The organism is Kitasatospora sp. NPDC096140, assembly GCF_040303045.1.
Lineage (GTDB): Bacteria > Actinomycetota > Actinomycetes > Streptomycetales > Streptomycetaceae > Kitasatospora.
In genome coordinates this window covers 1-26,775 of the sequence record NZ_JBEOUW010000011.1, presented here as the reverse complement: position 1 = coordinate 26,775, position 26,775 = coordinate 1, and the positions used below count along the sequence as shown (strand labels likewise).

Sequence of the window (26,775 nt, the reverse complement as noted above, 5' to 3'; positions counted from 1 at the left end):
CCGAGGTGGAGGCGAAGGGCATGGAGGGGCAGCAGGCGGCTGCCGTCGTGGCCGACCCGGCGGTCGGCAGCGGCTACTTCGACGCGTACGCCGCGATGGGCCTGCTGGCCGTCGTCGGGGTGCTCTTCGTGACCGTGGCGTTCACCGCCAACCGCCTGCTGCGGCCGGTGGTCCACTCACCCGAGAAGCTCCTCGCGTACGAGTGCGGCGTGGACCCGGTGGGCGAGGACTGGGCGCACACCCAGATCCGCTACTACGTGTACGCCTTCCTGTACGTGATCTTCGCGGTCGACGCAATCTACCTGTTCCCGTGGGCGACCGTCTTCGCCGCCGCCGGGTACGGCACCGGAACGCTGATCGAGATGTTCCTCTTCATCGGCTTCCTCGCGGTCGGGCTGCTCTACGCCTGGAAGAAGGGCGTTCTGGAATGGACGTGACGCACTCGCACTCGCACGGCGCCCAGGGCGGTCCCGTCCCGCTCGGGCTGCCGGACCCCGCACGCCCCGGCGCCGTCGAGCGCCGCGGCCTCGGACCGCTGGCCCGGCTCGCGCCGGACCCGGTCAAGGTGGTGCTCAACTGGGGCCGCCGCTACAGCCTCTGGTGCTTCAACTTCGGCCTGGCCTGCTGCGCGATCGAGTTCATCGCCGCGTCCATGGCCAAGCACGACTTCATCCGGATGGGCGTCATCCCGTTCGCGCCCGGCCCCCGTCAGGCGGACCTGATGATCGTCTCGGGGACGGTCACCGACAAGATGGCGCCGGCCGTCAAGCGGCTCTACGAGCAGATGCCCGAGCCGAAGTACGTCATCTCCTTCGGCGCCTGCTCCAACTCCGGCGGGCCCTACTGGGACTCGTACTCGGTCACCAAGGGCGTGGACCAGATCATCCCGGTCGACGTCTACGTGCCCGGCTGCCCGCCCCGGCCCGAGGCGCTGCTCCAGGGCATCCTCAAGCTGCAGGAGAAGATCGCCGAGGAGTCCCTGCCCGGCCGCTACGCCGCGCCCGCGGCGGCGCTGCGCCGTCCGCTGGTGGCGGGGCCGTCGGCGGATTCCGCAGCCGGGCCCGCGGCCGGGTCCGCGGCCGGGTCCGCGGCGGGGTCTTCGAGTGAGGGAGGGGTCTCGTGACCACGGCGGAGCAGTACGCGGCGTCGGTCGGGGAGTGGGCGACCGGCGCCGAGGCGTACGGGCTGATCACCGTCGACGTCCCGGCCGAGAACTGGATCGAGGCGCTCACCAACGCCAGGGACGTCCTGGGCCTGGGCTTCTTCGACTGGCTGAGCGCCGTCGACGAGCTCGGCGAGGGCTTCGCCGTGGTCGCGCACCTGGCCGCCGTCGAGGCGCCGGGCGTCCGGCACCTCGCGCTGCGCACCAGGGTGCCCCGCGACAAGGCGGCGCTGCCGACCGCCGTCCCCGTCTACGCCGGTGCCGCCTGGCACGAGCGCGAGACGCACGAGATGTTCGGCATCGACTTCCCCGGGCACCCCTACCTGGCCACCCTGCTGCTGCCGGACGGCTTCGAGGGGCACCCGCTGCGCAAGGAGTTCGTGCTCGCGGCCCGGGTCGCCAAGGACTGGCCGGGCGCCAAGGAGCCGGGCGAGTCCGACCACGGGGGCGGGCCGGCCCGGCGCAAGATGCAGCCGGCCGGTGTGCCGGACCCGAACGAGTGGGGGCCGCTCAAGGGCACCCTGCCGCCGGTCGCCGAGCGGCCCGCGCGCGGTGCACGGGCGGCGGGCGCGGCGGCGCGCACGCCCCGGGCGGCCGCGGCCGCCGGTGCAGCCGCCGGGGCCCCCGCTGCCGGTGCCGCTGCTGCCGGTGCCCCCGCCGAGGGCGCGCCCGCGGTGCGGGCGGACCGGCCGCGGCGGACGCGTTCCGTGGCGGAGGGCTCGGCGAGCCAGGCGGCTCCCGCCGAGGCGCCCGCTGCCGCTGCCTCCGCTGCCTCCGCTGCCGGTGCCTCCGCTGCCGCTGCCTCCGCTGCCGGTGCCTCCGGTGCCGGTGCCTCTGCTGCGGGTGCGGGTGCTCCCGCCGAGGGTGCGCCGGCGGTGCGGGCGGACCGGCCGCGGAGGACCAGGTCGGTCTCCGACGGGTCGGTCAGCCAGACCGCCGACGAGCCGAAGCCGGAGCGTCCGGCTCCGGCGCGGCCCTCGTCCTCCGACGCGCCCTGGCACAACCCGGTGCCGGCCCACGACGAGGAGACGCCGGGCCGCGAGCCCGCGGCCCCGTCGGGTGACCGGCCCGCGGAGCAGCCGGCCGAACCGGAGCAGAAGGACGAGACGGCGGCCGCCCCGGCCGACCGGGACGGAGACGGCGCGTGAACCTGCTCGACACGGTGCTGCGCTGCGTCGCCACCCTCGTCGTCTTCCTGGTGTTCCCGCTGGTCATCGGCCAGACCGAGCACAAGGTCATGGCGCACATGCAGGGCCGGCTCGGCCCGATGTACGCCGGCGGCTTCCACGGCTGGGCGCAGCTCGTCGCGGACGGCGTGAAGTTCGCGCAGAAGGAGGACATCGTCCCCGCCGGGGCGGACCGCCGGATCTTCCAGCTGGCCCCCGCCGTCTCGCTGCTGCCGTACCTCTTCGTGCTGCTGGCGATCCCGGTCGGCCCGAACGGCTTCGTCGGTCAGGCGATCGACGCCGGGCTGTTCTTCGTGCTGGCCGTGATGGGCGTCGGTGTGATCGGCAAGCTGATGGCCGGCTGGGCCTCGGCGAACAAGTTCTCGCTGCTCGGCGGTCTGCGCACGGCCGCGCAGCTGATGTCGTACGAACTGCCGATGGTGCTGGCGGCGGCCTCGGTGGCGATGGCCGCCGGCACGCTGTCGCTGCCCGGGATCGTGGACTCCTGGCAGTGGTACTGGCTGCCGTGGCAGATCATCGGCGCGTTCGTGTTCTTCACGGCCGGCCTGGCCGAGCTGCAGCGCCCGCCGTTCGACATGCCGATCGCCGACTCGGAGATCATCTTCGGCGCGTACACCGAGTACACCGGTCTGCGGTTCGCGCTGTTCCTGCTGTCCGAGTACGTGGGCATCCTGGTGATCTCCGCGCTGACCGCGGTGCTCTTCCTGGGCGGCTGGCACGGGCCGATGTCGGACCAGCTCGGCTGGCTCTGGATGCTCCTCAAGACCTTCGCGCTGGCCTTCGTGGTCATCTGGCTGCGGGTCACCTACCCGCGTCTGCGCGAGGACCAGCTGATGCGCTTCGCGTGGATCGGGCTGATCCCGCTCGCCCTGGTCCAGCTGGCCCTCACCGGCATCATCAAGGTGGCGATCTCATGAGCTTTCCCGGTGTCGGCCTGGCGAAGGGCCTGGCCGTGACGCTGCGGACGATGACGAAGAAGAGCGTCACCGCGCAGTACCCCGACGTGCAGCCGGTGCTGCCGCCGCGTTCGCGCGGCGTCATCGCGCTGCTGGAGGAGAACTGCACGGTGTGCATGCTCTGCGCGCGCGAGTGCCCCGACTGGTGCATCTACATCGACTCCCACAAGGAGACGCTGCCGGCGGCCGAGCCGAACGCCCGGGCCCGCACCCGCAACGTGCTGGACCGGTTCGCCATCGACTTCTCGCTCTGCATGTACTGCGGGATCTGCATCGAGGTCTGCCCCTTCGACGCGCTGTTCTGGTCGCCGGAGTTCGAGTACGCCGAGACGGACATCCACGAGCTGACCCACGAGCGGGAGAAGCTCCGCGAGTGGATGTGGACCGTCCCGGCGCCGCCGGCGCTGGACCCGGCGGCCGAGGAACCCAAGGAGATCACCACCGCGCGCAAGGCCGCGGACAAGCTGGCCGCGGCCGCCGCCGCGGCGGCCGAGGAACCGCAGGCACCGGAATCGGAAGGGAAGGGTGACGACGCATGAGCACCGCCGCCACGCTTCTCGCGGCGACCGGCTCGTTGGAGCCGGCCGCCCGTTCCTTCCTGTCCCCGACCGGCCAGGAGATCGTCTTCCTGCTGGTCGGCATCGCCGTGCTCGGCTCGGCCGTGGTCGCCGTCACCACCAAGCAGCTGGTGCACGCCGCGCTCTGGCTGGTCGTCGCGCTCGGCGGGCTGGCGGTGGAGTTCCTGCTGCTCACGGCCGAGTTCATCGCCTGGGTGCAGGTGCTGATCTACCTCGGCTCGGTGGTCGTCCTGGTGCTGTTCGGGCTGATGCTCACCAAGGCGCCGATCGGGCGCTCGCCGGACGCCGACTCCAAGAACCGCTGGGTCGCCCTGGTCGTGGCGCTGGCCTCGGCCGGGACGCTGGTCACCCTGGTGGTCGACGCCTTCCGGACCTCCTGGATCGACCTCGGTACGGGCGGTGGCTCGGCCGCCGTCACCGGGGCCAGTCTGTTCCGGCACTGGGTGCTGCCCTTCGAGGCGCTGTCCGTGCTGCTGCTGGCGGCGCTGGTCGGCGCGATCGTGCTGTCGCGCGGGGACAAGCGGCGGGTGCCGGCGCCCCGGGCGGGCAGGCTGCGCGCCGGGCGGCCGGTCGGGTCGAACGGGACGGTCGCCGCGACCGCGCCCCGTACCGCGCCGGAGGCCGCCGTTCCCGGGGCCGCCGCTCCGGGAGCCGCTGCGCCCGCGCCGTCCGCGCCGTCCGCGCCGGAGGAGAGCTGATGCACCTTGCCTACCCCGTCGTCCTCGCCGCGCTGCTGTTCAGCGTCGGCGTGTACGGCGTGCTCGCCCGGCGCAACGCCGTCCTGGTGCTGATGTCGGTCGAGCTGATGCTCAACGCCGTCAACCTCAACCTGGTCGCCTTCGACGCCTGGCTGCGCGACTCGCTGCACGCCGGGCAGGCGCTCACCCTGTTCACCATCACCGTCGCCGCCGCCGAGATCGGCCTGGGGCTCGCCATCGTCCTGCTGCTGTTCCGGGCCCGGGGCACCGCGGACATCGACCGGGCCACCGCGCTCGGCGATCCGGCCGAGTCGCTCGCCGTCGAGGAGGCGCCGAACGGAGCCGAGGAGCTGAAGGGCCAGGCCGCCGCATGAACCTCGCCCTGCCCGCACTCGTCCCCGCGCTGCCCGCGCTCGGCGCGGCCGCGACCCTGGCCACCGGCAAGAAGGCGCCCGGGCTGGCCCGGCCGCTGGCGATCGTCCCGGTCGCCGTCTCGGCCGTGCTCGCGCTGGTGGTCGCCCTCCAGCTCGGCACCGGCCAGACCCTCGACGTGGCCACCCGGCTCACCCCGACCGGCGGCCCGGACATCTCCCTCGGCTTCTACCTGGACGGCTACAGCTCGCTGATCTCGGTGCTGGTCGGCCTGGTCGCCACCTGCGTCCAGGTCTACTCGACCGCGTACCTCAAGCAGGACCCGCGCTACCCCTCGTACGCCGCACTGGTCTCGCTGTTCACCGCGGCCATGCTGCTGGTGGTCTACTCGGGCGACCTGATCGTGCTGCTGGTCGGCTGGGAGGTCATGGGCGTCTGCTCGTACTTCCTGATCGGTCACCACTGGGAGACCGAGGACGCCCGCTCGGCCTCGCTCAAGGCCTTCCTGGTCACCAAGCTCGGCGACGTGCCCTTCCTGTTCGGGATCTTCCTGCTGGGCGCGGACGCCGGCAGCTTCCGGATCACCGACGTGCTGGCCGCCGCGACCGAGGGCCGGCTCGGCCACCCGACGCTGATCGCACTGCTGCTGCTCGGCGGGGTCGCCGGCAAGAGCGCGCAGTTCCCGCTGCACACCTGGCTCCCGGACGCGATGGCCGGCCCGACGCCGGTCTCCGCGCTGATCCACGCCGCCACCATGGTCGCGGCCGGCATCTATCTGGTCTCCCGGCTGCTGCCGGTCTTCCTGCTGTCCGGCGCGGCGCTGATCGTGCTCGCGGTGATGGCCGCCGTGACGATGATCGGCTCGGCGCTGTGCGCGCTCGCGCAGGACGACCTCAAGCGGGTGCTCGCCTACTCCACCGTCGGCCAGCTCGGCTACATGGCCGGCGCGCTGGCCAGCGGCGACCGCGAGGCCTCCGTCTTCCACCTGGTCAGCCACGGCGCGTTCAAGGCGCTGCTGTTCCTGGCCGCCGGTGTGGTGATCCACGCTGCCCACACCAACTCGATCTCCGCGATGTCCCGGATGCCCGGGCTGCGCAAGCGCGTCCCGGACGCCTACTGGACGATGGGCATCGCGCTGGTCGCCCTGATCGGGCTGCCGCCGTTCTCCGGCTTCTTCAGCAAGGAGGCGGTGCTGACCGCCGCCGAGCACGCCGCCAACGGCGAGGCGCTCACCAACGGGCTCGGCCCGGCCTCGGCGGTGCCGGAGGCGGCCGGGTGGGTCGTGCTGATCTCCGCCGCGCTCACCGCACTGCTCACCGCCGCGTACGCGACCCGGCTCTTCCTGGTCGCCTTCCACAGCCCGGCCGGTGCCGCCGCTGCCGCACCGCAGGTGCTGCCCGCCGTGGACGGGGCCACCGTCGTGGCCGACCACGAGGCGGGCGCGCCGTACTCGCCCGAGCTGGACGAGGCCGACCCGGCCACCGCCGAGCCGCCCGCGATGCGCTGGCCGCTCTGGGTGCTGGCCGTCCCGACCATGGCCTTCGGCGTCACCAGCCTGCGCACGGACTGGCTGCCCGCGCTGCTGGACGGCGGCTCGCTGCGGCCCTCCGGGGTCACCGCCGTCACCGGCACCACGCTCGCTGTGGTCGGCATGCTCGCCGCGTACGGCGCCTGGCGCTCGGCGACCGCCCGGCTGGGCGCCGGCCGGCCCGCCCCGGCCGCAGCCGGCCGGGTGCCGGAGCAGGCCGGAGCCCCGGCCGTCGAGGTGATCGTCGCCGACCCCGGGCGCACCCTGCTCGGCCCGCTGTTCGGACCGGCCAGGCACGGCTTCGGCGTCGACCGGCTGTACCACGTGCTGTTCGTCCGACCGGTGGTCGCCGCCGCCCGACTGGTCCGCTTCCTCGACCGCGAGGTCATCGAGACCTACGTGCGCGGCAGCGGCGTGGGCGCCAACCTGCTCGGCCGGGCCGTCCGGCTCGCGCAGACCGGCAACGCGCAGACCTACCTCAGCGCCCTGCTGGCCGCCGTCGTCCTGCTGACCGTCCTGGTGGCGGTGTAGCCGGTGCTGTCCTTCACCCCCGTCCCCTCGACCGCCGCACGTAGGAGCCCCCGATGAACGCAGTCCTCATCGCCCTCCTGGTGCTGCCGCTGCTCGGCGCCGCGCTCACCCTGGCGCCGGTGTTCGGCCCGGAGCGAGCCGTCGCCGACCGCCGGGCGCTGCGGCTGAACACCGTCGTCACCGGCGTGGCGCTCCTGCTCGCCATCGCCCTCGCGGCCGGCTTCGACCAGGACGAGCCCGCCCGGATGCAGGCCACCACCGACGTGTCCTGGATCCCGGCCCTGCACGTGCGTCTCCACCTCGGCGTGGACGGCGTCTCGCTGCCGCTGATCGTGCTGACCGCCCTCCTCACCTTCCTCTGCGCGCTGTACTCGGAGAAGCGGCTGCCGAACGGGGACGCCCGGGGCGGAGCCCCTGACGAGCCCCGTCCGTCCGCGCAGGCCTTCGTCGGGCTGTTCCTCCTCCTCGAAGTCGGCATGCTCGCCACCTTCGCGGTGCTGGACCTCCTGCTCTTCTTCCTGGCCTTCGAGATCGTGCTGATCCCGATGTACTTCCTGATCGCCCGCTGGGGGAGCGGCGCGAAGGCCCCGGCCGCCAACCGGTTCATCCTCTACACGCTGCTCGGCTCGGCGGTGATGCTGCTCGGCTTCCTGCTGATCGGTACCAGGACCGGCACCTTCGACATGCAGGCGCTGGCCGCCGCGCACGGCAGCGGGATGAGCCACACCACCCAGGTGATCGCCGGGCTCGCGATCCTGCTCGGCCTCGCGGTCAAGGCCCCCGCCTGGCCGCTGCACAGCTGGCTCCCCGACGCGCACACCGCCGCCCCGACGGTGGGCTCGGTGCTGCTCGCCGGCGTGCTGCTGAAGATGGGCACGTACGGTCTGGTCCGCGTCCTCCTCCCGATCGTGCCGGACGGCACCACGACGCTCGCCCCCTACCTGGGCGCGTTCGCGGCCGTCGGCATCGTCTACGGCTCACTGGCCTGTCTGGCGCTGGCCCGCCCCGGCGCCAAGGGCGACCTCAAGCGCCTGATCGCCTACTCCTCCGTCGGCCACATGGGCTTCGTACTGCTCGGCATCGCCTCCCTCACCCCGGTGGGCGTCAACGGCGCGCTGTTCGCCAACATCGCCCACGGCCTGATCACCGGCCTGCTGTTCTTCGTCGTCGGCGCGCTCAAGGACCGCTACGGCACGGCCGACCTCGACACCCTCGCCGGCGCCACCGGCGGCGCGCTGTACGGCAGAGCGCCACGGCTCGGCGCACTGCTCGCCTTCGCCGCCGTGGCCAGCCTCGGCCTGCCCGGCCTGGCCGGCTTCTGGGGTGAGGTGCTCGCCATGTTCGGCGCGTTCGACCCGGCCGAGGGCCTGTCGCGCCCCGCCTTCGTCACCTACATGGTCCTGGCCGGTCTCGGCACCCTCCTCACCGCCGCCTATCTGCTGATCATGGTCAAGCGCGTCTGCATGGGCGACCCCGAGCAGCCCGCGCCGGTCGCCGAGGTGGCCGACGTGCGCCCGTACGAGGCCGTCAGCTGGACGCCGCTGGCCGCGCTCACCCTGCTCGCCGGCCTCTGGCCCGCGCTGCTGCTCGGCCTCTCGAACCCCGCCGTCAAGCACCTCCTCGGGGGTGGCTGACCGTGCTCGCAGCCCAGACCGCCGCACTCGGACCTCACTCCACGGGGCAGCACACTGTGACCTCCCTCGCCGTAGCCAACCCGGGCAGCCTGATCCAGTCCGTGGACTGGGTGGCGATCGCGCCCCCGCTGATCGCCGCCGTGGCCGCCCTCGCCGTGCTGGTCACGGACCTGTTCCTGCCCGAGCGGCACAAGAAGTGGCTCGGCCGCCTCACCGCGGCCGGACTCGCCCTCGCCCTCATCGCGCTCCTTCCCCTCACCGGTGGGTCACCCCGAGCGACCTTCTGCGTGCAGAACGTAACAGGAGGCACTGACACTCCGCCGATCGGCGCCGCCGCGGCCGGCTGCTCCTACGTCGCCGACCACTTCGCGCTGGTGTTCCAGCTGCTCGCCCTCGGCGGCGCGCTGATCGCGGCGCTGCTGTCGATCCACACGGTGGACGACGAGAAGCTCCCCCGGGGCGAGTACTGGTTCCTGCTGCTCTCCAGCGCCACCGGCGCCGCCCTGCTGCCCGCCTCCCGCGACCTCGCCACCATGGTGATCGCCCTGGAGGTCGCCTCGCTGCCCGCCTTCGCCCTGGTCGCGCTGCGCCGGGACGGCCGGGGCGCGGAGGCCGCGCTCAAGTTCTTCGTCTCCTCCGTGACCGCGACCGCCGTGATGCTGCTCGGCATCGGCTTCGTCTACGCGGCGAGCGGCAGCCTGCACCTCGGCGCCGTCGCCCAGGGCCTGGAGCACGCCCCCGGACAGCTCAAGCCGCTGGCCGAGGCGGGCGCGGTGCTGACCCTGGTCGGCTTCGCGTTCAAGGTCGCCGCCGTCCCGTTCCACTTCTGGGTCCCCGACACCTACACCGGCGCCCCGCTGCCGGTGGCCGGTTACCTCTCGGTGGTCGGAAAGGCGGCCGGCCTCTCCGGGCTCGCCCTCGCCACCACCGTCGCCTTCCGGCCCTACGCGCACACCTGGGGCCTGGTGCTCGCGGTGCTGGCCGCCGTCACCATGACCGTCGGCAACGTCGGCGCGCTGCGCCAGCGCTTCGACACCCGGTACAGCGCGGTCCGGCTGCTCGCCTGGTCCTCGGTCGGCCAGGCCGGGTACCTGCTGGTGCCGCTCGCCGCGGCCGGCTACGCGCCGACCGGGGCCGACCAGCTCGGCGCCACCGCCGCGTACGCGCTGATCTACGGCGTGGTGAACCTCGGTGCCTTCGGGGTGGTCGCGGCGGTCGGCCGCCGGGCCGGGACCAGCGTGGACGACTTCCGCGGCCTCTTCGCCCGCCGTCGCTGGACGGCGCTCGCGCTCGCCTTCTTCCTGCTCTGCCTGGCCGGGCTGCCGCCGGGCGTGATCGGCCTGTTCGGCAAGGTCGTGGTGTTCCGCTCGGCCGTCGACGCCGGGCTGGGCTGGCTGGCCGTGGTGATGGCCGTCAACGTGGTCGTCGCCCTGTACTACTACCTGCTGTGGACGGCGCGGCTGTTCGCCCCGGCGGCCGAGGCGCCGGCGGGCGTCGCCGTCGAGACCGAGCGCCGGCTGCCGGTCAGCCTGTCCGCGACCCTGGGGCTCACCGCCTCGGCGGCGGTGGTCCTGTCGGTGGCACCGCAGCTCGTGCTGCAGGTCGCGGGCGGTTCGCTGTTCTGAGCCCGCACCCGGGTGGGCCGGCCGGTGCCCGCGGCGTGGTGCGGTGCCGGCACCGGCGGTGCGGTGCGGTGCGCCGGGGCCGTGGGGCGGGGCCGTGGGGCGGGGCTGTGCTGCGGTGCGGCCGCTGTGCCGCGTCGGTGTCGCGTCGGTGTCGCGTCGGTCACAAGGGAACAAGGTCCCCGGCCCCGCCCGTTGACGGGGCAAGAGGGACGAGGCAGAAAGGGCTTCCCCACCGCACCACTGGAGGGCCTGACGTGCACCGCCGGCACAACGGACTGAGGACCGCCGTCCTGCTCGGCGGCCTCTCGGCGCTGATCCTGGTGATCGGAAGCTTCTTCGGCCGCACCGGCTTCATCATCGCCCTGCTGATCGCCCTCGGGACCAACGCCTACGCGTACTGGAACAGCGACAAGCTCGCGCTGCGGGCCATGCGGGCCCGGCCGGTCAGCGAGTTCGAGGCTCCGCAGCTGTACCGGATCGTGCGCGAGCTCTCCACGGCCGCCCGTCAGCCGATGCCCCGCCTCTACATCTCCCCGACCCCGGCGCCCAACGCTTTCGCCACCGGCCGCAACCCGCGCAACGCGGCGGTCTGCTGCACGGAGGGCATCCTGCAGATCCTGGACGAACGGGAGCTGCGGGGCGTGCTCGGCCACGAGCTGAGCCACGTCTACAACCGGGACATCCTGATCTCCTCGGTCGCCGGGGCACTCGCCTCGGTCGTGATGTTCCTGGTGAACTTCGCCTGGCTGATCCCCTTCGGCCGCTCCGACGACGACGACGGGCCGGGGCTGTTCGGGATGCTCGCCATCATGATCCTCGGGCCGCTCGCGGCCGGACTGATCCAGATGGCGGTCAGCCGTTCCCGCGAGTACCAGGCCGACGCCGACGGCGCCCGGATCACCGGTGACCCGCTCGCCCTCGCCGGCGCCCTGCGCAAGCTCGACGCCGGCACCCGTCGGCTCCCCCTCCCGCCCGAGCCGCAGCTCCAGACGGCGAGCCACATGATGATCGCCAGCCCGTTCCGCCCGGGCGAGGCCGGCGCCAGGCTGTTCTCCACCCACCCCCCGATGGCGGAGCGCATCGCCCGCCTGGAGCGGATGGCGGGTCACGGGCGGTAGACGGTCCGCTGCCCGGGGCGCGCCGCTCGGGCCGTCAGCCGTCAGCCGTCAGCCGTCAGCCGTCAGCCGTCCGTGGTCCGTCGCCCCGGCTGTCAGCTCGTCGTCTCCTCGTAGGCCAGGCGCAGCCGGTGGATGCCCTCGGCCACCTGGGCGGGGCTCTCGGCGGCGGCGTAGCTGAGGCGCAGGTGGGGGGCCGGGGGTTCGGCGGCGTGGTACGGCCGGCCGGGGGTGATCTGGACGCCGGTGCGCAGGGCGGCCGTGACGAGGGCGCTGTCGTCGGTGCCGTCCGGCAGGCGCAGCCACAGGTGGTAGCCGCCCGGGCGGTGGATGGTGAGGAGTCCGGGCAGCTCGCGGTGCAGGGCGGCGACGGCGGCGGTGCGGCGGTCGCGCAGCTCGGCGCCGAGGGTGCGCAGGTGGCGGGCCCAGGCGGGGTCGGCGACCAGTTCCAGCGTCGCCTCCTGGAGCGGGCGGGGCACGAAGAAGCTGTCCACCACCTGGGTGGCCCGCAGCCGGGCCAGGGCCGGGCCCCGGGCGGTGAGGGCGCCGATCCGCAGGTTGGGCGAGGCGGCCTTGGTCAGCGAGCGTAGGTGCACCACGACGCCGTCCCGGTCGTCGGCGGCGAGCGGGCGCGGCAGTGCCGGGGCGTCCGTGTGGGCCAGCAGCCGGGCGAAGTCGTCCTCGATCACGAACGCCCCGGCCGCGCGGGCGATCCGCAGGACCTCCTCCCGCCGCCGGGGGGAGAGCACCGCGCCGGTGGGGTTCTGGAACAGCGGCTGGCAGACGAAGACCCGGGCCCGGGTGGCGGCGAAGGCGTCCGCCAGCAGGTCGGTGCGGACGCCGTCGGCGTCGATCGGGACGGGTACGGGCCGCAGCCCGGCGGCCCGGACGACCGCCAGGATGCCCGGGTACGTCGGTGACTCCACCAGGACCGCCGAGCCGGGTGCGGCCAGCGAGCGCATGGCGACGGTGAGCCCGCTCTGGCCGCCGGCGGTGATCAGGACGTCCCCGGCGCCGATCGGTCCGCCGTGGCCGCCGATGTCGCGGGCGAACCAGCCGCGCAGTTCGGTGAGGCCGTCGACGGGCGGGCGGTCCCAGGCGCCGGGGCGCCGGCCGGCCCGGGCGAGGGCGGTGGCGAGCAGGCGTTCGGGCAGCAGTGAGGCGTGCGGGTAGCCGCTGTTGAGGTCGATGACGTCGGGCGGCGGCACCCGGAGGGTGGCGAACACCGGGGCGGCGAGCAGGTCGCGCGGGCCGGACTCGGCGCTGAGCGCGATCTCCTGCCAGGAGAGGTCGCCGGTGCGCCCGGGCGGTGCGGCGGGGGCGGTCGGGGCCGCGGCGAAGGCCGCCGCCCGGAAGACCCCGGCGCCGGGCCGGGAGACCACCAGTCCTTCGGCGACGAGCACCGCGATGGCCCGGGAGACCGTCACCGGGCTGACCTGGTGGCGTTCCGTCAGTGCCCGACTGGCGGGCAGCTTCCGTCCCTCCGGGTAGCGCTCGACCTCTCGCCGGAGGATATCGGCGAGTTCGGCCACACTGCTACGCTCATTCATGACGGTACAAGATAGCGCTACTCTTCCTCGGGCGATAGCACCGAAGCAGGCCGCGGCCTCCGGCACCGCCCTCGCCGCCCTCGGGGTGGCCTCCTTCTCGCTCAGCTTCCCGGCCACCGCGTGGTCCCTGACCGGCTTCGGCCCGTGGTCCGTGACCGGCCTGCGCGGTGTCCTGGCCGGGGCGCTGGCGGCGCTCTACCTGCTGGCCGCCGCGGCCCCGCTGCCGAAGCGGCGGCACTGGCCCGCCCTGCTGGTCGTCTCCGGCGGCTGCGTCCTCGGCTTCCCGTTGCTGACCACGCTCGCCCTGCGCACCTCCTCGACCGCCCACTCGGCGGTGGTGATCGGGGTGCTGCCGCTGGCCACGGCGGTGGTCTCGGCCCTGCGGACCGGCCGGCGGCCGTCCCGGGCGTTCTGGGCGGCGGCGCTGGCGGGGGCGGCGGCCGTCCTGGTGTTCACCCTGCTGCAGAGCCACGGCCGGCCGACCCTCGCCGACCTCTACCTGTTCGTCGGCCTGGTGGTCTGCGCGGCCGGGTACGCGGAGGGCGGGCGGCTCTCCCGGGACCTCCCGGGCGCCCAGGTGATCGCCTGGGCGGTGCTGGCCGCGCTGCCCGTGATGCTGCTGACCTCGGCGTTCGGGCTGGCCACCGAGCCGGTGCGGTTCGGCGCGAAGGCGCTGGTCGGGCTGGCGTACGTCGCGGCGGTGTCGCAGTTCGGCGCGTTCGTGCTCTGGTACCGGGGGATGGCCGCGATCGGCGTACCGAGGGCCAGTCAGCTGCAGCTCGGTCAGCCGCTGCTGACGCTGGTCTGGTCGGTGCTGCTGCTCGGCGAGGACCTGCCGGCCGCCGCACCGGTCACGGCGGCGGTGGTGCTGGTCTGCATCGCCGTGACCCAGCGGGCCCGGGCCTGATCCGGAGGGCGGACGGGACGGTGGACGGGAGGGCGGACGGGAGGCCCGGACGCGGCCGACCGTACGCCCCCGAACCCCCGCGCCGACCGCTTCGGAGCAGTCCTGCGCTCGTTAGGATGAAGCCGCGCCCGTCGGTCCGGGCGCGGCATCCGGAGGGAGTGGGCCGTCATGGCAGACGAGAGGCACGCCCCGGCGGCCGGGGACGCGCCGGCCCGACGACGCGGCCAGGGCGAACTGGAGGCGCAGGTGCTGGCGGTGCTCCAGCAGGCGCCCGGCCCGGCCACCGCGGGGTGGGTCCAGGAGCGCCTGGAGGGCGACCTGGCGTACACCACCGTGATGACCATCCTGTCCCGGCTGCACGCCAAGAACGCCGTCTCGCGCTCCCGCTCCGGCCGGTCCTACCTGTGGCAGGCCTCCTCCGACGCCGCCGGGCTGGCGGCGCTGCGGATGCGGCGGATGCTCGACGGGGAGGCGGACCGGGACGCCGTCCTGGCCAGCTTCGTCAGCGCGCTGCTGCCGCACGACGAGGACCTGCTGCGGGCGCTGCTCGACGCGGCCTCCGCCGATCCGACGGCGACCGACCGCGAGAGCTGACCCGTGGGCTTCTTCGTCTTCCTCCCGCTCGTCCTGCCGCTCACCGCGGTTCCGATCGCGCGCCTGACCGAGCAGCACCTGCACCCGCGCGGCGCGGCCCGGCTGATGACCGCGATCAGCGCGGTGATGGCGGTGTGCAGCGTGCTCTGCCTCGGGCTGATCGGCGTGGTGGGCACCGCGCAGATCCCCGGCAACCCGCTGCCGGACAGCTGGTCCGACCCGGAGGTGCGGGCCGCGCTGCCCTACCACGAGAGCGTCGGGACGGCCGCGATGTGGCTGCTGGCGCTGGTGGGCCTCGCCTGCGCCCGGACGGTCGTCCGGCACCTGCGGGTGCGCGCCCGGGCCCGGCGGGCGCTGTCCGGGCTGCCCGAAGGACCGGGGACGGTCGGTGACCTCGCGGTGCTGCCGGACCGCAGCCCGTACGCCTACGCGCTGCCGGGCTCGCCCGGGCGGGTGGTGGTCTCCACCGGGATGCTGGACGGTCTGGCGGCGGACGAACGGGAGGCGCTGCTCGCGCACGAGCGGGCGCACCTGCGCCACCGTCACCACCGGTACCTGCTGACCACCCAGCTCGCCGCCTGCGTCAACCCCTTCCTGCGGCCGCTGCAGTCGGCGGTCGCGTACAGCGCGGAGCGGTGGGCGGACGAGGACTCGGCGCAGGCCGTGGGGGACCGCCGGATCACCGCGCGGGCGGTGGCCCGGGCGGCGCTGGTCTCGCACGCGGCCCCGGCGCCCGGCTTCGCGGCCTTCGCCTCCCCGGCCTCCCCGGCCGCGGCTGCGGCGGCGGCCGGCCCGGTGCCGCGCAGGGTCGCCGCGCTGCTCGGCCCGGTGCCGACCTCCCGCAACTGGCCGCCGGCCAAGACCCCGGCGGGCCTGGCGGCGATGGTCGCCGCCGTCGGCACGGCGGCGTCGGCGCTGTGCGCGCTCAACGCCGCCGTGGCCCTGCTGCTGGTGCTGAAGGCGGTCACCCCGCTGTAGGGCCGGTGCGGGCCGGTGCGGGCCGGTGCGGCTCAGAGCGCCGCGGCCAGTTCGTCGACGGCGGCCTCGGCTGCCGCCAGGGACTCGACGGCGAGCGGCTCCAGGCCGTTCAGCGCGGGGACGTCCGCGGCCCGGGTGAGTTCGGCGGTGACGACGTGCAGGTGCTGCGCGGTGACCCCGAGGTTGCCGAAGTACGCCCGCAGGTACGGGACCTGGAAGTCGACGTGCTCGCGCGGGGTGCCGGGCCCGTAGCCGCCGCCGCGGACGGCGACGACCACCACGCGGGTGTCGCGCAGCAGCCGCTCGCCGGTGCCCGGATCGACGTAGGCGCCGGGGAAGGAGACCCGGTCGATCCACGCCTTGAGGCCGGACGAGACGGTGAGGTTGTACATCGGGCTGCCGAGCAGCAGGGTGTCGGCGGCCCGCAGCTCCTCGATCAGCGGGCGGCTGAGCGCCCACTCGCGCGCCTCGTCCGGGTTCTCGGCCAGCGCGGCGACGTCCTCCGGCGGGAGCGGGCCCTTGCGCTCGGTCCGGCGGCCGAGGGTCTCGTAGGCGGCGCCCACCGCGGGCACCGGGTCGGCGGCGAGGTCGCGGTACCGGAGCCGGGCGGTGTCGCCGTGCCGGGCGCGCCAGGCGGTGGCGAAGCGGTCGGTCAGGGCGCGGCTGACCGAGCCGGTCGGGCTGATGCCGGAGTCCAGGTGGAGCAGCGTGGCGGAGGTCATGGCGGTCTCCTTGTCACCTCGGGGGCGGACGGATCGTCATAGCGGTGACGGGCCGGGCCGAGGAAAGGTGACCGATGGACCGGGACGGGACGACGGGAGCGACCCCCGAGAGCGCAGCCGCGAAGGGGCCGGGCGCGGAGGGGCCGACCGCGGAGGGGACGGGCGCCGGCGGGGCGACGCCCGAGGGGACGGCGGCGCGGTTCGAGGCCGAGCGCGGGCGGCTGCTGGCGATCGCCCGGCGGATGCTCGGATCGACCGGTGAGGCCGAGGACGCCGTGCAGGAGGCCTGGTTGCGGCTGGTCCGGACCGACCCGGCGGAGATCGACAACCTGCCCGGCTGGCTGACCACCGTGGTCTCCCGGATCTGCCTGGACCTGCTGCGGGCCCGCGCCGCGCGCCGCGAGGAGCCGACCGGTGAGGCACTGCCGGACGCGGCGGGCGGCGGCGCGGATCCGGAACGGGAGGCCTTGCTGGTCGAGTCGGTGGGCCGGGCGCTGCTCGTGGTGCTGGACCGGCTGGGCCCGGCCGAGCGGGTCGCCTTCGTGCTGCACGACGGCTTCGCGGTGCCCTTCGACCGGATCGCGCCGATCGTCGGACGGACCCCGGTCGCCGCCAAGAAGCTGGCCAGCCGCGCCCGGCAGCGGGTCCGCGGCACGGCCGCGCTGCCCCCGGAGCCGCTGGCCGGGCACCGGCGGGTGGTGGAGGCCTTCCTGGCCGCGGCCCGCGACGGGGACCTGGCCGGGCTGCTGGCCGTCCTGGCCCCGGACGTGGTGCGCCGGGCCGATCCGGCGGCGCTGCCGCCCGGGCGTTCCCCGGTGGCCCGGGGCGCGGCGACGGTCGCCCGGGAGACCACCGTTCTCGGCCGCCGGGCCCGGCACGGTGTGGTGGCCCTGGTGGACGGGGTGCCCGGCATCCTGATCGCGCCGGGCGGGCGGCTGTGGCTGGTGCTGCGGGTGGCGGTGGCGGACGGCCGGGTGGCCGGCTACGAGGTGGTCGCCGACCCGGCCCGGCTCGCCGCCCTCGACCTGGCCGTGCTGCCGGGGTGACCTCCGGCGACCGGGCGCGGTCCGGTCGTCGGACGCCCGCCCGCCTTCGAACGCGTCCGGTCGTCGACGGGTCGGCCGTCGGACGGGCCGCTCGTCGTACGCGTCGGACGGCGAACGCGTCGGACGGCGAACGGGTCAGTCGGCGATCCGGACCAGCATCTTCCCGGTGTTGGCGCCGCGCAGCATGCCGAGGAAGGCATCCACCACGTGCTCGAAGCCGTCCACCACCGTCTCGTCCGGGACGACGGCGCCCGACCGCAGGTGCGGGACGAGGAAGTCGTACAGCTCGGGCCGGGCGTCGAGGTGGTTGCGGACCAGGAAGCCCTCCAGCCGCAGGCTCTTGCCGACCACGTCGTAGAGGTTGCGCGGCGCCGCCGGCGGGGCCTGCGGGTGGTCGTACTGGGCGACGGCGCCGCACCAGGCGATCCGGCCGTGGTCGCGCAGTGCGCCGATGGCGGCCGCCAGGTGGTCGCCGCCGACGTTGTCGAGGTACACGTGCAGCCCCTCGGGGGCGGCCTCGCGCAGGCGCTCCGCGATCGGGGCGTCGTGGTAGTCGAAGGCGGCGTCGAAGCCGAGGTGTTCGGTGAGGTGGGCGGCCTTGGCGGCGGAGCCGGTGCTGCCGACGATCCGTCCGGCACCGAGCAGTCGGGCGAGCTGTCCGGCGGCGGTGCCCACGCCGCCGGCGGCCGCCGAGACGAACAGGGTCTCGCCGGGCTGGAGGCGGGCGATCCGGGTCAGGCCGACCCAGGCGGACAGGCCGGTGCCGCCGAGCACCGACAGGTGGGCGCTGAGCGGGACCCCGGCGAAGTCGGGCAGCAGGCTCGCCCGTTCGGCGGTGACCACCGAGTGGGTCCGCCAGGCCTGGCGGTGGTGGATGAGCGCCCCGACGGGCAGGGCGTCGGCCCGGGACTCCACCACCCGGCCGAGGGTGCGGCCCTCCAGCGGCGCGTGCAGCGCCCAGCCGCCCTCGTCCATCTCCTCGCGCATGTACGGGTCGACGGACTGGTAGAGGTTCTCGACGAGGGCCTCGCCCGCCGCGAGCGCCGGGACGGTCTCCTCGACGAAGGCGAAGTTCGCGGCGGTCGGCGCGCCGTCGGGGCGGGAGACCAGGTGGACGGCGTGCGCGGTGGGGCGGGACATCGGGTGCTCCGGACGGGTGAGGACGGGCGGGACGTGATCACCGTAGAAAGCGGGGGAGCGGCCGGGCAGGGGCCGTGGTCGATGGAACGGCGGCTTCCATGAGCCGGATCGATGGATCGACACGTCCGGGACTAGATTCGGGCGCATGACCGATCTCGCCCCGCACGAGCTGCGGATCCTGGTCGCCGTCGACGAGGAGCGGAGCTTCACGGCGGCTGCCACGCGCCTGGAGACCACCCAGTCCGCCGTCTCGCACGCCGTGCGCGCCTGCGAGCGGAAGCTCGGTGCGGTGCTCTTCGACCGCGGGCGCCACGGCGCACGCCCCACCGATGCCGGCGCCCGGGCCGTGGCGTACGCCCGTAGGATCCTGCGGCTGCTGGACGCGATGGGTCCCGAGGTGCGCGGCGCGGGCGCCGACGGCCCGCTGACCGGCACGCTGCGGATCGCCGCCTTCCGCAGCGCCGCCGCCCATCTGCTGCCGCCCGTCCTGGCCCGGCTCGCCGAGCGGCACCCGGGGCTCGCCACGCACGTCCGGATCGTCCGGGAGATCGGTCGCGGCAGCGCCGGTGAGGTCGCCGACGGCCGTGCCGACCTCGGGCTGGCCACCCTGGACGCCGGCGGTCCGCCGCCCGTCCCGGGCCTGGTCGCGGTACGCCTGTACGAGGAGTCGTACGCGCTCGCGCACCCGCAGGGCCACCCGGCGCCGCGTGAGCTCCCGCTGGTCGACTGGGACGAGAACTGCGGCTCGTACACCCGGGACTGGTGGCAGCGGCAGGACTGGATCCCGCCCGCCACCGTGGACGTGGAGGACGACACGGTGGCCCTCTCGCTGGTCGCCCAGGGCCTCGGCATGGCGATCATGCCCCGGACGGCGCTGCTCGGCGCCCCGTCCGGCCTCGCCGTCGCGGACCTCGGGCCGTTCCCGCCGAGCCGCTCGGTCGGGTACGTCACCACGCCCGAGCTGGCCGGGACGGCCGCCGTCCGGGCGGTGATCCGCGAGCTGCGCGAGGTGCGGTTGCCGGCGGGACTGGCACCTGCCCGGCCTGCGGCGTCGGCTCGGCCCCCGGTCGCCGGCTCGCCCTCGACGCCGGCTCGGCCCCCGGTCGCGGGCCCGCCCTCGACGCCGGCTCAGCCCCCGGTCGCGGGCCCGTCCTCGACGTCGGCTCGGCCCCCGGTCGCCGGCTCGCCCTCGACGCCGGCTCAGCCCCCGGTCGCCGGCTCGCCCTCGACGGCCTCCCGGAGCTTGCGGAACTCCCCGGCCAGCGCGTCCAGCGTGTAGTGCGCGTTGAGGCCGCTGGGGTTGGGCAGCACCCACACCTCGGTGTCCCCGATGCCCTCCGGCTGGCGCCCGATGGCGGCCCGCCGGTGCCCGAAGGCCGTCCGGTAGGCGCCGATGCCGAGGACGGCCAGCACCCGCGGGCGCAGCCGCAGCACCCGCTCGCGCAGCGCGGCCCCGCCCTCGCGCAGTTCCTCGGCGCTCAGCTCGTCCGCCTTGGCCGTGGTGCGCGGGGCGACGTTGGTGATGCCCAGGCCGAGTGCGAGCAGCTGCTCCTGCTCGTCCGGCCGGTACTGGCGCCCGGTGAAGCCGGAGCGGTGCAGCGCGGGCCAGAAGCGGTTGCCGGGCCGGGCGAAGTGGTGCCCGGTGGCGCCGGACCACAGGCCCGGGTTGATGCCGCAGAACAGCACCCGCAGCCCCGGCCCGGAGACGTCCGGGATGGTGGTGTCCTCGGCGGCCAGCAGCTGTTCGGCGGTGGGTTTCGTCGGCGGGTGCGGCTTCACCCGGCCAAGTCTGCCGTGCTCTCCGCCGGTGCCGTGCGGCGGTTGCGCAGCCACCGCAGGCCGAACACCACCACGGCCGCGTACGCCCAGCCGACGAAGACGTCGATGATGAAGTGCTCCGCGCCGTAGACCAGGGTGAACGTCATCGCGAGCGGGTAGGCGACCAGGACCGCCCGCAGCCAGGGACGGGCGGTGGGCCAGAGGAAGAACAGCAGCATCGCCGGGTAGGCGGAGTGCAGCGAGGGCATCGCGGCGACGTCGTTGGCGAACTGGCTGCCGTTCTCCAGCAGCGAGTCGGCCTGCGGCAGCCCGCTCACCGAGATCACCTCCCAGACCACCCGGGACACCTGCGGCAGGTTGCCCTGCTGGGCGACCAGCCACGGCGGGTCGGCCGGGTAGAGCAGGTAGGTGGCGAAGCCCGCGAAGGTGAGCGTCAGGTAGCAGGCGAGCAGCTGTCGGAACCGGTGGTGTGCGCGTCGCCAGAGCACCGCGAGCAGCAGGAAGACGACGAAGAAGTGCGACAGGTAGACGCCCACCGCCGCGTAGTCGTACCAGTGCGGTGAGCCGGGGGTGTAGAGGGCGTGCTGGAGCCGGACCGTCCAGGTCTCGCCGAAGCCGAGCACCTCGTCGAAGCGCAGCTGCGGCAGCCAGTGCGGGGCCCACGGGGTGTGCGCGCCGTAGCCGCGCAGCAGGGAGTACGTCCAGACCACGGCCATCACCGGCACCCAGTCGCGCAGGACCAGGACGAAGCCGCGGGGGCCGTGCCCGCTGTGCACGGCGCCGGTGAGCAGGGCGCCGATCAGCCAGAGGAACAGCACGTCGTTGGCGGCCGGGATGCCCTCGTCGCTCAGGAACCAGAGGAGGCCGGTGAGGTAGAGCGGCCAGGCCAGGAAGCGGAGTCTCGACCAGCCCGTCACGCGGGGGCGGGGTCGAGGCACCGGGCGCGGTCGCCCGGCCCGCGCGCGGGGCGGGGCCGGGGGGAGGGTCTTGGTCATGCGCACCGAAACTAGCAATCGAAACTTGGAGGACTCTGGATGAAATATGACCAGATCGTAAGAACGTCAGATCCGGTCGGCGCCGTTGTCGGCGTCGTCCTGGGCATCGCGTTCACGCCACGATGCCCAGCTCGTGCGGGGTGTTGTTGAAACGGCGGCCGCCGGCCGCGGTGACGGCGACGATGTCCTCGATCCGCACCCCGAACCGGCCGGGCAGGTAGATCCCGGGCTCGATCGAGAAGCACATCCCGGGCACCAGCGGCCGTTCCTCACCCTCGACCAGGTACGGCGGTTCGTGCGTGGTGGTGCCGATGCCGTGGCCGGTGCGGTGGATGAAGTGCTCACCGTAGCCGCCCTCGGTGATCACCCGCCGGGCGATCCGGTCGATCTCCTGGCAGCCGACACCGGGACGGACCGCCTCGAAGGCGGTCTGCTGGGCGAGCCGGACCAGCTCGTGCACCTTCCGCACCTCGGCCGGGACGTCCGTACCGACGTGCACCGTCCGTGTGGTGTCGGAGCCGTAGCCGTCCTTGAGGCCGCCGAAGTCCAGCACCACGGTGTCACCCGTTCGGATGACCCGGTCACCGGCCTCGTGGTGCGGATCGGCGCCGTTGGGGCCGGAACCGACCACGGTGAAGTCCACCTGGCTGTGGCCGTACTGGAAGAGCAGCGCGCCGAGGTCGGCGGCCACGTCGGTCTCCCGGCGGCCGGCGAAGTCGACTTCCAGGATCCCGCGGTAGGCGGCGTCCGCGGCGCCGCCGGCCGCGGCCAGGCGGTCCAGCTCCTCGTCGTCCTTGACCGCGCGCAGCATCGGCAGGGTCTCGGTGAGCGAGGTGAACGAGGCGCCGGGCAGCGCCGCCTGGAAACCGAGCAGGTGCATCGCCCAGGCGTCGTCGGAGACGCCGTAGCGCCCGGCCGGATCGAGCAGCGGACCGGCGGTGGCGAACGGGTCCTCGCCGTCGGACCAGTCGAGCAGCCGGACGGCCCGGGCGCCGACCGCCTTCTCGGCGTCCGGGCGCTCCAACCTCGGGACGACCAGGACGGGTTCGCGCCCGGCGGTGAGGACGAGGGCGGTCAGCCGCTCGGTGATCGCGGTGGGCGTGTAGCCGCACAGGTAGGAGAGGTCGGGTCCGGGGGCGACGACCAGGCCGGCCAGCCCGGCGGCCGCCGCCTCGGCGGCGGCCCGGGTCATCCGGGCGGTGTGGTCCTCGACGGTGAAGGGTCGGGGCACGGCGGTTCCTCCTCGGGGGCGGACGGGCGCTGCTGGGACTCCATCGTCCTCGAATTCCCTCAGCGCCTCCCGGAGTCGGCGAAGTGCCGGAGGAACAGCGCCCCGACGTGGGCCATGTGCGCGATCTCGTCCGGGTCGACGCTCTCGTTCGGCGCGTGGATCAGGCAACGCGGCTCCTCGACGCCCATCAGGATGATCTCCGCGTCGGGGTAGGTGGTGGCGAGGACGTCGCAGAGCGGGATCGAGCCGCCCTGGCCCAGGAAGGAGACCGGTGCGCCGTAGACCTCCCGCATCGCCCGGTCGAGCGCGGCGTACGCGGGCCCGCCGGTGGCGGCCCGGAACGGCGAGCCGGCGCCCTCCCGTTCGACGTCCACCAGCACGCCCCAGGGCGCGGCGGCCTCCAGGTGTGCGACCAGCGCGTCCTGGGCGGCGCGGGCCCCGGTGCCGGGCGGCACCCGCAGGCTCACCCGGGCCCGGGCGGTGGCCGGGACGGCGGCGGCCGAGCCGATCACGGGCGGGCAGTCGATGCCGAGCACGGTGACGGAGGGACGGGCCCAGAGCCGGTCGGCGACCGTGCCGGAGCCGGTCAGCCGGACGCCGTCCAGGACACCGGCGTCGGTGCGGAAGGCGCTCTCGTCGTAGCCGACGCCGCTCCACGTCCCGCCGTGGTCCAGCCCGTCGATCCGGGTGCCGCCGTCGGCGTCGCGCAGCGAGTCGAGCATCCGGATCAGCGCGGCGAGGGCGTCCGGGGCCGGGCCGCCGAACATGCCGGAGTGCAGGTCGCCCGCGAGCGCCCGGACGGTGACCACCACATCGGTGACCCCGCGCAGCGAGGTCGTGGCGGTCGGGACGCCGACGGCCGCGTTGCCGGTGTCGCAGATCAGCAGGGCGTCCGCGTGCAACTCCCCGGCGTGCGGCGGCAGGTACCGCTCCAGACCGCCGGTGCCCTGCTCCTCGGAGCCCTCGACCACCAGCTTGAGGCCGACCGGCACGTCCCCGTCGAGCGCGCGCAGCGCGGTGAGCTGCATGACGATGTTGCCCTTGCAGTCGGCGGCGCCGCGCCCGTACCAGCGGCCGTCGCGCTCGGTCAGCTCGAACGGCGGTGAGTCCCAGGCGGCTTCGTCCAGCGGGGGCTGGACGTCGTAGTGGCTGTAGAGCAGCACGGTCGGGGCGCCGGGCGGCGGCGGGCTGTGGCCGATCACGGCGTGACTGCCGTCCGGGGTCTCCTCCAGGTGGACGTCGCGCAGGCCGGCCTCGGTGAAGGCGGCGGCGACCCACTCGGCGGCCTGGCGGCACTTCTCCGGCGGGTACTGCCGGGGGTCGGCGACCGACGGGATGGCCACCAGCTCGGCCAGGTCATCCCGCGCGCGGGGCATCAACCCGGCGATCCGGCGCGCGAGTTCGTCGCTGTCGTCGCTGCTCGGGCCGGTGTGCGCGGTGTCGCTCATGCGGAGGCTCCCTGGGGTCGGGCTGCGGGCGGTGTCGCCTGTCGGGTCCGGTCCCGCACCGGGTCGCCGCGGGGCCGCGCGGTCCGTACGCCCGCTGCACCGCCGGTCCGGCGACCGGGGCCGTGCCCGTGGTCCTGTCGGTGTCCGTTGCCGTGTCCCCGGTCGTGTCCGGAGAGCGCCGACCCGGCTTGCGCGGCGGGCGGAAGAGGTGCGCGAGCGGGCCGGGCACCGGCGGGCCGCCGCCCGCGATCCCCGCGGTCGTCGAACCCGACCGGCCGGCCGGGGCGGAGGAGGGCGCGGGCCAGGCCGTGGACCGCCGCGGCGGGGGCGGAGCGCAGACCGGCCACCGAAGCGGCCACCGAAGCGGTCGCCGCGAGCGCGAGCAGCACCCAGGACGTCGCGTCCGTGGAACTCATCCGATCCTCCTCCGGTACGGCCCCGGTCGACTGCGCTCGACTGCGGGTGGAAGCGGCCGCCCACGCCGGGGCCGCGGCAGACTGCGGCCGTCGTCGGTCGTCGGTCGTCAGCCGGTGGCGGTCGGCGTCGGCCGATGGCGCGGGAGCCGGGGGAAGGGCCCCGTGGCGGGCCGTACCCGGCCAGTCCATCCGGATGCTGGGGCCGCCGCATGCGGCACGCGCCCGAGCGGGTGACCGGCCGCGGGCGTCGGCGCGTTCGGCGCCGCGGCCCGGTGCTTGACGGTGCTCAGTCTGCTCTACGGTCTCCGACCGGGCACGGAATCATAAATTCCGGGCCGACTGTCGGTGCGGTGGGACACCATGACCGGCATGTCCTACGAACTCCAGGCGCTGATAGGAACATTGGAGCTGCTCAGGGTGGCAGCGGCGGAGGTTCCGGCGGCCCGGGTGGTGGCGTTGGCGCAGGGGATGGCGCTGATACCGGTCACCTCCGGGGTCCTCGCCGCGCTCCAGGGCGACGGCAGCGTGCTGAAGCCCGTCGGCGGATCCGGATTCGGCTGGCACTCCGACGGCTTCGAACTCCGGCTGGCCGCCTGGTCGAAGGCCGGCCCGATCGCCTGCGTCGAGGCCGAGTACTACGGCGGCAGCGGCACCCAGCGCGCCGTGGTCTGGGAGAACGGCCGGATCGTCCTCGGCCCGCTCGCCATCGGCGAGTTCGAGCCCGCACCGGCCGACACACCGATCTCCCAAGCCCTTCGGCGGCTCGGCGTGCGCACCGAGGAGGGCCGGGTGGACGAGTTCGACTCGGTCGGCCTGGGGGCGTACCGCAGTACCGGAGAGTGGGCCGGGATCGACTGAGCCGTCACGCACCGTTCGGCGTAGGCGCGGTGGCCGCGTCCCGAGGACTGCCCGACCGTGTGATCAGGCGATCTCGCCTGATCCACAGCGAGAGGAAGCAGTACCCATGCGTGCCACCCGGATGGCCGTCGTGCTGACCGCAGCGTTCGCGCTGACCACTGTCGCCACGTCGTCCGCCACCGCCGCCGCCGCCGGCAACGGAGCCGCGGCCACCCGTACCACCGTTCCCGGCGCGGCCGTGCCCGCCGTGCCCGGTCTGTCCGCCGTGCCGGGCCTGTTCGGCCTGTCCGCGCTGTCCGTCGCCCCCGTGACGGTCCCGGCCCTGCCGAGCACCCTCCCGGCCTCCGAACCGGCGGCCCCGGCCACGTCGGCCCTCCCCGCCAAGTCCGCGCTCCCCGACACGTCGAGCCTCCCGGCCCTCCCCGCGACACCGGACCCGAGCGCGGCGCTCGGGGCGGTGGACGACATCGTCAAGCTGGTCACCGACCTGCTCTCGACGGTGACCTCCGCCGTTCCCGACCTCGGAGCCCTCCAGCAGCTCATCGCTGCTCTCCAGGCCGCCCTGCAGGGCCTGATCGGGCAGCTCCCGGCCCTCCCGCAGCTCCCGGCCCTCCCGTCGCTCCCGTCGCTGCCCGCCCCGGCGCCGTCCAGGCTCCCCGACACCGCCACCCCGCCCTCCGCAGCCACCGTGCAGCAGCAGCTCGACGCCCTCCGGGCCCGGGCCCAGGCACTGACCGCGGCGGCCCGCAGCCACCCCGCCGCCGGCTGACCCCGGCGACGCGAACGGCCCCGCTCCCGAACCCGGGAGCGGGGCCGTACCGTTCGTCCCGCCGGCCGGAGGCCGACGGCGGACCACGACCGGGCGTGGTCCGTGGTCAGGCGTGGTCCGCGATCAGCGGTAGTTCACGTACTGGATCGCGAAGTCCAGGTCCTTGCCCTTGAGCAGGGCCTGCACGGCCTGGAGGTCGTCGCGGCTCTTCGAGCTGACGCGCAGCTCGTCGCCCTGGACCTGAGCCTTGACGCCCTTCGGGCCCTCGTCACGGATGATCTTCGCGACCTTCTTCGCGTCCTCCGTGGTGATGCCCTCCTTGACGTTGGCGAAGATCTTGTACTCCTTGCCGGAGAGCTGCGGCTCGGCGGCGTCCAGAGCCTTCAGCGACAGGCCGCGCTTGACGAACTTCGTCTGCAGCACGTCGAGGATGGCGCGCACGCGCTCCTCGCCGTTGGCCTTCATCTCGATCTTTTCGCCGGAGCGGCTGATCTCGCCGCCCACGCCCTTGAAGTCGAAGCGCGTCGCGATCTCACGGGAGGTCTGGTTGATCGCGTTGTCGACCTCCTGCCACTCGACCTTCGAGACGATGTCGAAACTGGAGTCGGCCATGGGTGTTGGTCTCCTTGATGCTCTGGCTTCACTGACACGGCCCGCCCCACCGGGCGCCCGCCGCCCCAGCCTATCCAGCGCCACCCCGCCCTCGCCCGCGACGACTGCCCGGTGTTCCTTGATCGTCGGGTGATCCACCGAGTGGCGAAGCACCCCCCGGCATCGGGTATGGTTTACCAAGTCGAACGGGGCGAACACCCCGGACGACGAACGTCCTGGCTGGTTGCCCGAGCGGCCAAAGGGAGCAGACTGTAAATCTGTCGCGCAAGCTACGCAGGTTCGAACCCTGCACCAGCCACAGGATAGAAAACAGCCCCTGATCTGCGGAAACGCAGATCAGGGGC

General features: G+C 74.6%; 25 protein-coding genes, 1 tRNA gene and 1 pseudogene. 19 read left to right on the top strand and 8 right to left on the bottom strand.

What is annotated here, in order from left to right; genetic code table 11:
• Positions 1–20 precede the first annotated feature (20 nt).
• From ABT048_RS13685 to htpX, 11 genes are all read left to right on the top strand, one after another.
• Complete coding sequence (locus tag ABT048_RS13685) at positions 21–437, top strand: NADH-quinone oxidoreductase subunit A (RefSeq protein ID WP_350521727.1); 417 nt, start codon at positions 21–23, stop codon at positions 435–437.
• Positions 428–1,123, top strand: a complete 696-nt coding sequence (locus ABT048_RS13680; RefSeq protein WP_350521549.1) for an NADH-quinone oxidoreductase subunit B — start codon at positions 428–430, stop codon at positions 1,121–1,123. Before ABT048_RS13685 ends, ABT048_RS13680 begins: the two co-directional genes overlap by 10 nt.
• A complete protein-coding gene (locus tag ABT048_RS13675; RefSeq protein ID WP_350521548.1) occupies positions 1,120–2,310 on the top strand; it encodes an NADH-quinone oxidoreductase subunit C in 1,191 nt (396 codons plus the stop codon). Before ABT048_RS13680 ends, ABT048_RS13675 begins: the two co-directional genes overlap by 4 nt.
• The gene (gene nuoH, locus ABT048_RS13670) at positions 2,307–3,266 is read left to right on the top strand and encodes an NADH-quinone oxidoreductase subunit NuoH (RefSeq protein WP_402804406.1); all 960 of its coding nucleotides are present in this window, start codon (positions 2,307–2,309) and stop codon (positions 3,264–3,266) included. The genes ABT048_RS13675 and nuoH overlap by 4 nt, the downstream gene beginning before the upstream one ends.
• Positions 3,263–3,844, top strand: coding sequence for a NuoI/complex I 23 kDa subunit family protein (locus ABT048_RS13665; protein WP_350521547.1), 582 nt, complete (start codon positions 3,263–3,265; stop codon positions 3,842–3,844). Before nuoH ends, ABT048_RS13665 begins: the two co-directional genes overlap by 4 nt.
• The gene (locus ABT048_RS13660; protein WP_350521546.1) at positions 3,841–4,581 is read left to right on the top strand and encodes an NADH-quinone oxidoreductase subunit J family protein; all 741 of its coding nucleotides are present in this window, start codon (positions 3,841–3,843) and stop codon (positions 4,579–4,581) included. Before ABT048_RS13665 ends, ABT048_RS13660 begins: the two co-directional genes overlap by 4 nt.
• Positions 4,581–4,955 (top strand): NADH-quinone oxidoreductase subunit NuoK, encoded by a 375-nt coding sequence (gene nuoK / locus ABT048_RS13655; RefSeq protein ID WP_350521545.1) that lies wholly within the window; start codon positions 4,581–4,583, stop codon positions 4,953–4,955. Before ABT048_RS13660 ends, nuoK begins: the two co-directional genes overlap by 1 nt.
• Entirely contained in the window at positions 4,952–7,012 is a 2,061-nt protein-coding gene (locus tag ABT048_RS13650) for an NADH-quinone oxidoreductase subunit 5 family protein (RefSeq protein ID WP_350521544.1), read from the top strand. Before nuoK ends, ABT048_RS13650 begins: the two co-directional genes overlap by 4 nt.
• Positions 7,013–7,065: 53 nt before the next feature.
• Complete coding sequence (locus ABT048_RS13645; RefSeq protein ID WP_350521543.1) at positions 7,066–8,646, top strand: complex I subunit 4 family protein; 1,581 nt, start codon at positions 7,066–7,068, stop codon at positions 8,644–8,646.
• Positions 8,647–8,702: 56 nt separating this feature from the next.
• On the top strand, positions 8,703–10,271 hold the full coding sequence (locus tag ABT048_RS13640) for an NADH-quinone oxidoreductase subunit N (RefSeq protein ID WP_350521542.1): 1,569 nt from the start codon (positions 8,703–8,705) through the stop codon (positions 10,269–10,271).
• 254 nt (positions 10,272–10,525) lie between these two features.
• Positions 10,526–11,389: a zinc metalloprotease HtpX gene (gene htpX / locus ABT048_RS13635; protein ID WP_350521541.1), complete on the top strand. Its 864-nt coding sequence runs from the start codon at positions 10,526–10,528 to the stop codon at positions 11,387–11,389.
• A gap of 92 nt (positions 11,390–11,481) precedes the next feature.
• On the opposite strand, the gene ABT048_RS13630 is transcribed toward htpX, so the two are convergent.
• The gene (locus tag ABT048_RS13630) at positions 11,482–12,936 is read right to left on the bottom strand and encodes an aminotransferase-like domain-containing protein (protein WP_350521540.1); all 1,455 of its coding nucleotides are present in this window, start codon (positions 12,934–12,936) and stop codon (positions 11,482–11,484) included.
• Here ABT048_RS13630 and ABT048_RS13625 point away from each other — a divergent pair.
• The 3 genes from ABT048_RS13625 (at position 12,935) to ABT048_RS13615 (ending at position 15,415) form a co-directional block, all read left to right on the top strand.
• Complete coding sequence (locus ABT048_RS13625; RefSeq protein WP_350521539.1) at positions 12,935–13,843, top strand: DMT family transporter; 909 nt, start codon at positions 12,935–12,937, stop codon at positions 13,841–13,843. The two genes, ABT048_RS13630 and ABT048_RS13625, sit on opposite strands and share 2 nt — an antisense overlap.
• Before the next feature lie 168 nt (positions 13,844–14,011).
• On the top strand, positions 14,012–14,437 hold the full coding sequence (locus ABT048_RS13620; protein WP_350521538.1) for a BlaI/MecI/CopY family transcriptional regulator: 426 nt from the start codon (positions 14,012–14,014) through the stop codon (positions 14,435–14,437).
• A gap of 3 nt (positions 14,438–14,440) precedes the next feature.
• Positions 14,441–15,415: a M48 family metalloprotease gene (locus tag ABT048_RS13615; protein ID WP_350521537.1), complete on the top strand. Its 975-nt coding sequence runs from the start codon at positions 14,441–14,443 to the stop codon at positions 15,413–15,415.
• Between the two features lie 32 nt (positions 15,416–15,447).
• On the opposite strand, the gene ABT048_RS13610 is transcribed toward ABT048_RS13615, so the two are convergent.
• The gene (locus ABT048_RS13610; RefSeq protein WP_350521536.1) at positions 15,448–16,137 is read right to left on the bottom strand and encodes an FMN-dependent NADH-azoreductase; all 690 of its coding nucleotides are present in this window, start codon (positions 16,135–16,137) and stop codon (positions 15,448–15,450) included.
• 74 nt (positions 16,138–16,211) lie between these two features.
• Between ABT048_RS13610 and ABT048_RS13605 the strand changes: the two genes are divergently transcribed.
• Positions 16,212–17,183: a sigma-70 family RNA polymerase sigma factor gene (locus ABT048_RS13605; protein WP_350521535.1), complete on the top strand. Its 972-nt coding sequence runs from the start codon at positions 16,212–16,214 to the stop codon at positions 17,181–17,183.
• 135 nt (positions 17,184–17,318) lie between these two features.
• Here ABT048_RS13605 and ABT048_RS13600 read toward each other — a convergent pair whose 3' ends face one another.
• Positions 17,319–18,323, bottom strand: a complete 1,005-nt coding sequence (locus ABT048_RS13600; protein WP_350521534.1) for an NADP-dependent oxidoreductase — start codon at positions 18,321–18,323, stop codon at positions 17,319–17,321.
• Positions 18,324–18,468: 145 nt separating this feature from the next.
• Between ABT048_RS13600 and ABT048_RS13595 the strand changes: the two are divergent.
• Positions 18,469–19,329, top strand: a pseudogene (locus tag ABT048_RS13595) (LysR family transcriptional regulator); the annotation flags it as partial.
• Positions 19,330–19,523: 194 nt separating this feature from the next.
• On the opposite strand, the gene mug reads toward ABT048_RS13595, so the two are convergent.
• The 4 genes from mug to ABT048_RS13575 form a co-directional block, all read right to left on the bottom strand.
• The gene (gene mug, locus ABT048_RS13590) at positions 19,524–20,102 is read right to left on the bottom strand and encodes a G/U mismatch-specific DNA glycosylase (RefSeq protein WP_470325770.1); all 579 of its coding nucleotides are present in this window, start codon (positions 20,100–20,102) and stop codon (positions 19,524–19,526) included.
• The gene (locus ABT048_RS13585) at positions 20,099–21,019 is read right to left on the bottom strand and encodes a phosphatase PAP2 family protein (protein WP_350521533.1); all 921 of its coding nucleotides are present in this window, start codon (positions 21,017–21,019) and stop codon (positions 20,099–20,101) included. The genes mug and ABT048_RS13585 overlap by 4 nt, the downstream gene beginning before the upstream one ends.
• Before the next feature lie 190 nt (positions 21,020–21,209).
• Positions 21,210–22,289 carry an aminopeptidase P family protein gene (locus ABT048_RS13580; RefSeq protein WP_350521724.1) on the bottom strand — a complete coding sequence of 360 codons (1,080 nt, stop codon included), beginning with the start codon at positions 22,287–22,289 and terminating at the stop codon, positions 21,210–21,212.
• A gap of 98 nt (positions 22,290–22,387) precedes the next feature.
• A complete protein-coding gene (locus ABT048_RS13575; protein WP_350521532.1) occupies positions 22,388–23,776 on the bottom strand; it encodes a dipeptidase in 1,389 nt (462 codons plus the stop codon).
• Positions 23,777–24,561: 785 nt separating this feature from the next.
• On the opposite strand from ABT048_RS13575, the gene ABT048_RS13570 reads away from it, so the two are divergent.
• The gene (locus ABT048_RS13570) at positions 24,562–25,050 is read left to right on the top strand and encodes a hypothetical protein (RefSeq protein ID WP_350521531.1); all 489 of its coding nucleotides are present in this window, start codon (positions 24,562–24,564) and stop codon (positions 25,048–25,050) included.
• Between the two features lie 106 nt (positions 25,051–25,156).
• Positions 25,157–25,819 carry a hypothetical protein gene (locus tag ABT048_RS13565; protein WP_350521530.1) on the top strand — a complete coding sequence of 221 codons (663 nt, stop codon included), beginning with the start codon at positions 25,157–25,159 and terminating at the stop codon, positions 25,817–25,819.
• A 123-nt stretch (positions 25,820–25,942) separates the two neighbouring features.
• Here the strand turns inward: ABT048_RS13565 and ABT048_RS13560 are convergent, their stop codons facing one another.
• Positions 25,943–26,431: a YajQ family cyclic di-GMP-binding protein gene (locus ABT048_RS13560; protein WP_350521529.1), complete on the bottom strand. Its 489-nt coding sequence runs from the start codon at positions 26,429–26,431 to the stop codon at positions 25,943–25,945.
• 217 nt (positions 26,432–26,648) lie between these two features.
• Here ABT048_RS13560 and ABT048_RS13555 point away from each other — a divergent pair.
• Positions 26,649–26,729: transfer RNA gene (locus ABT048_RS13555), tRNA-Tyr, on the top strand.
• The last annotated feature ends 46 nt before the right edge of the window (positions 26,730–26,775 follow it).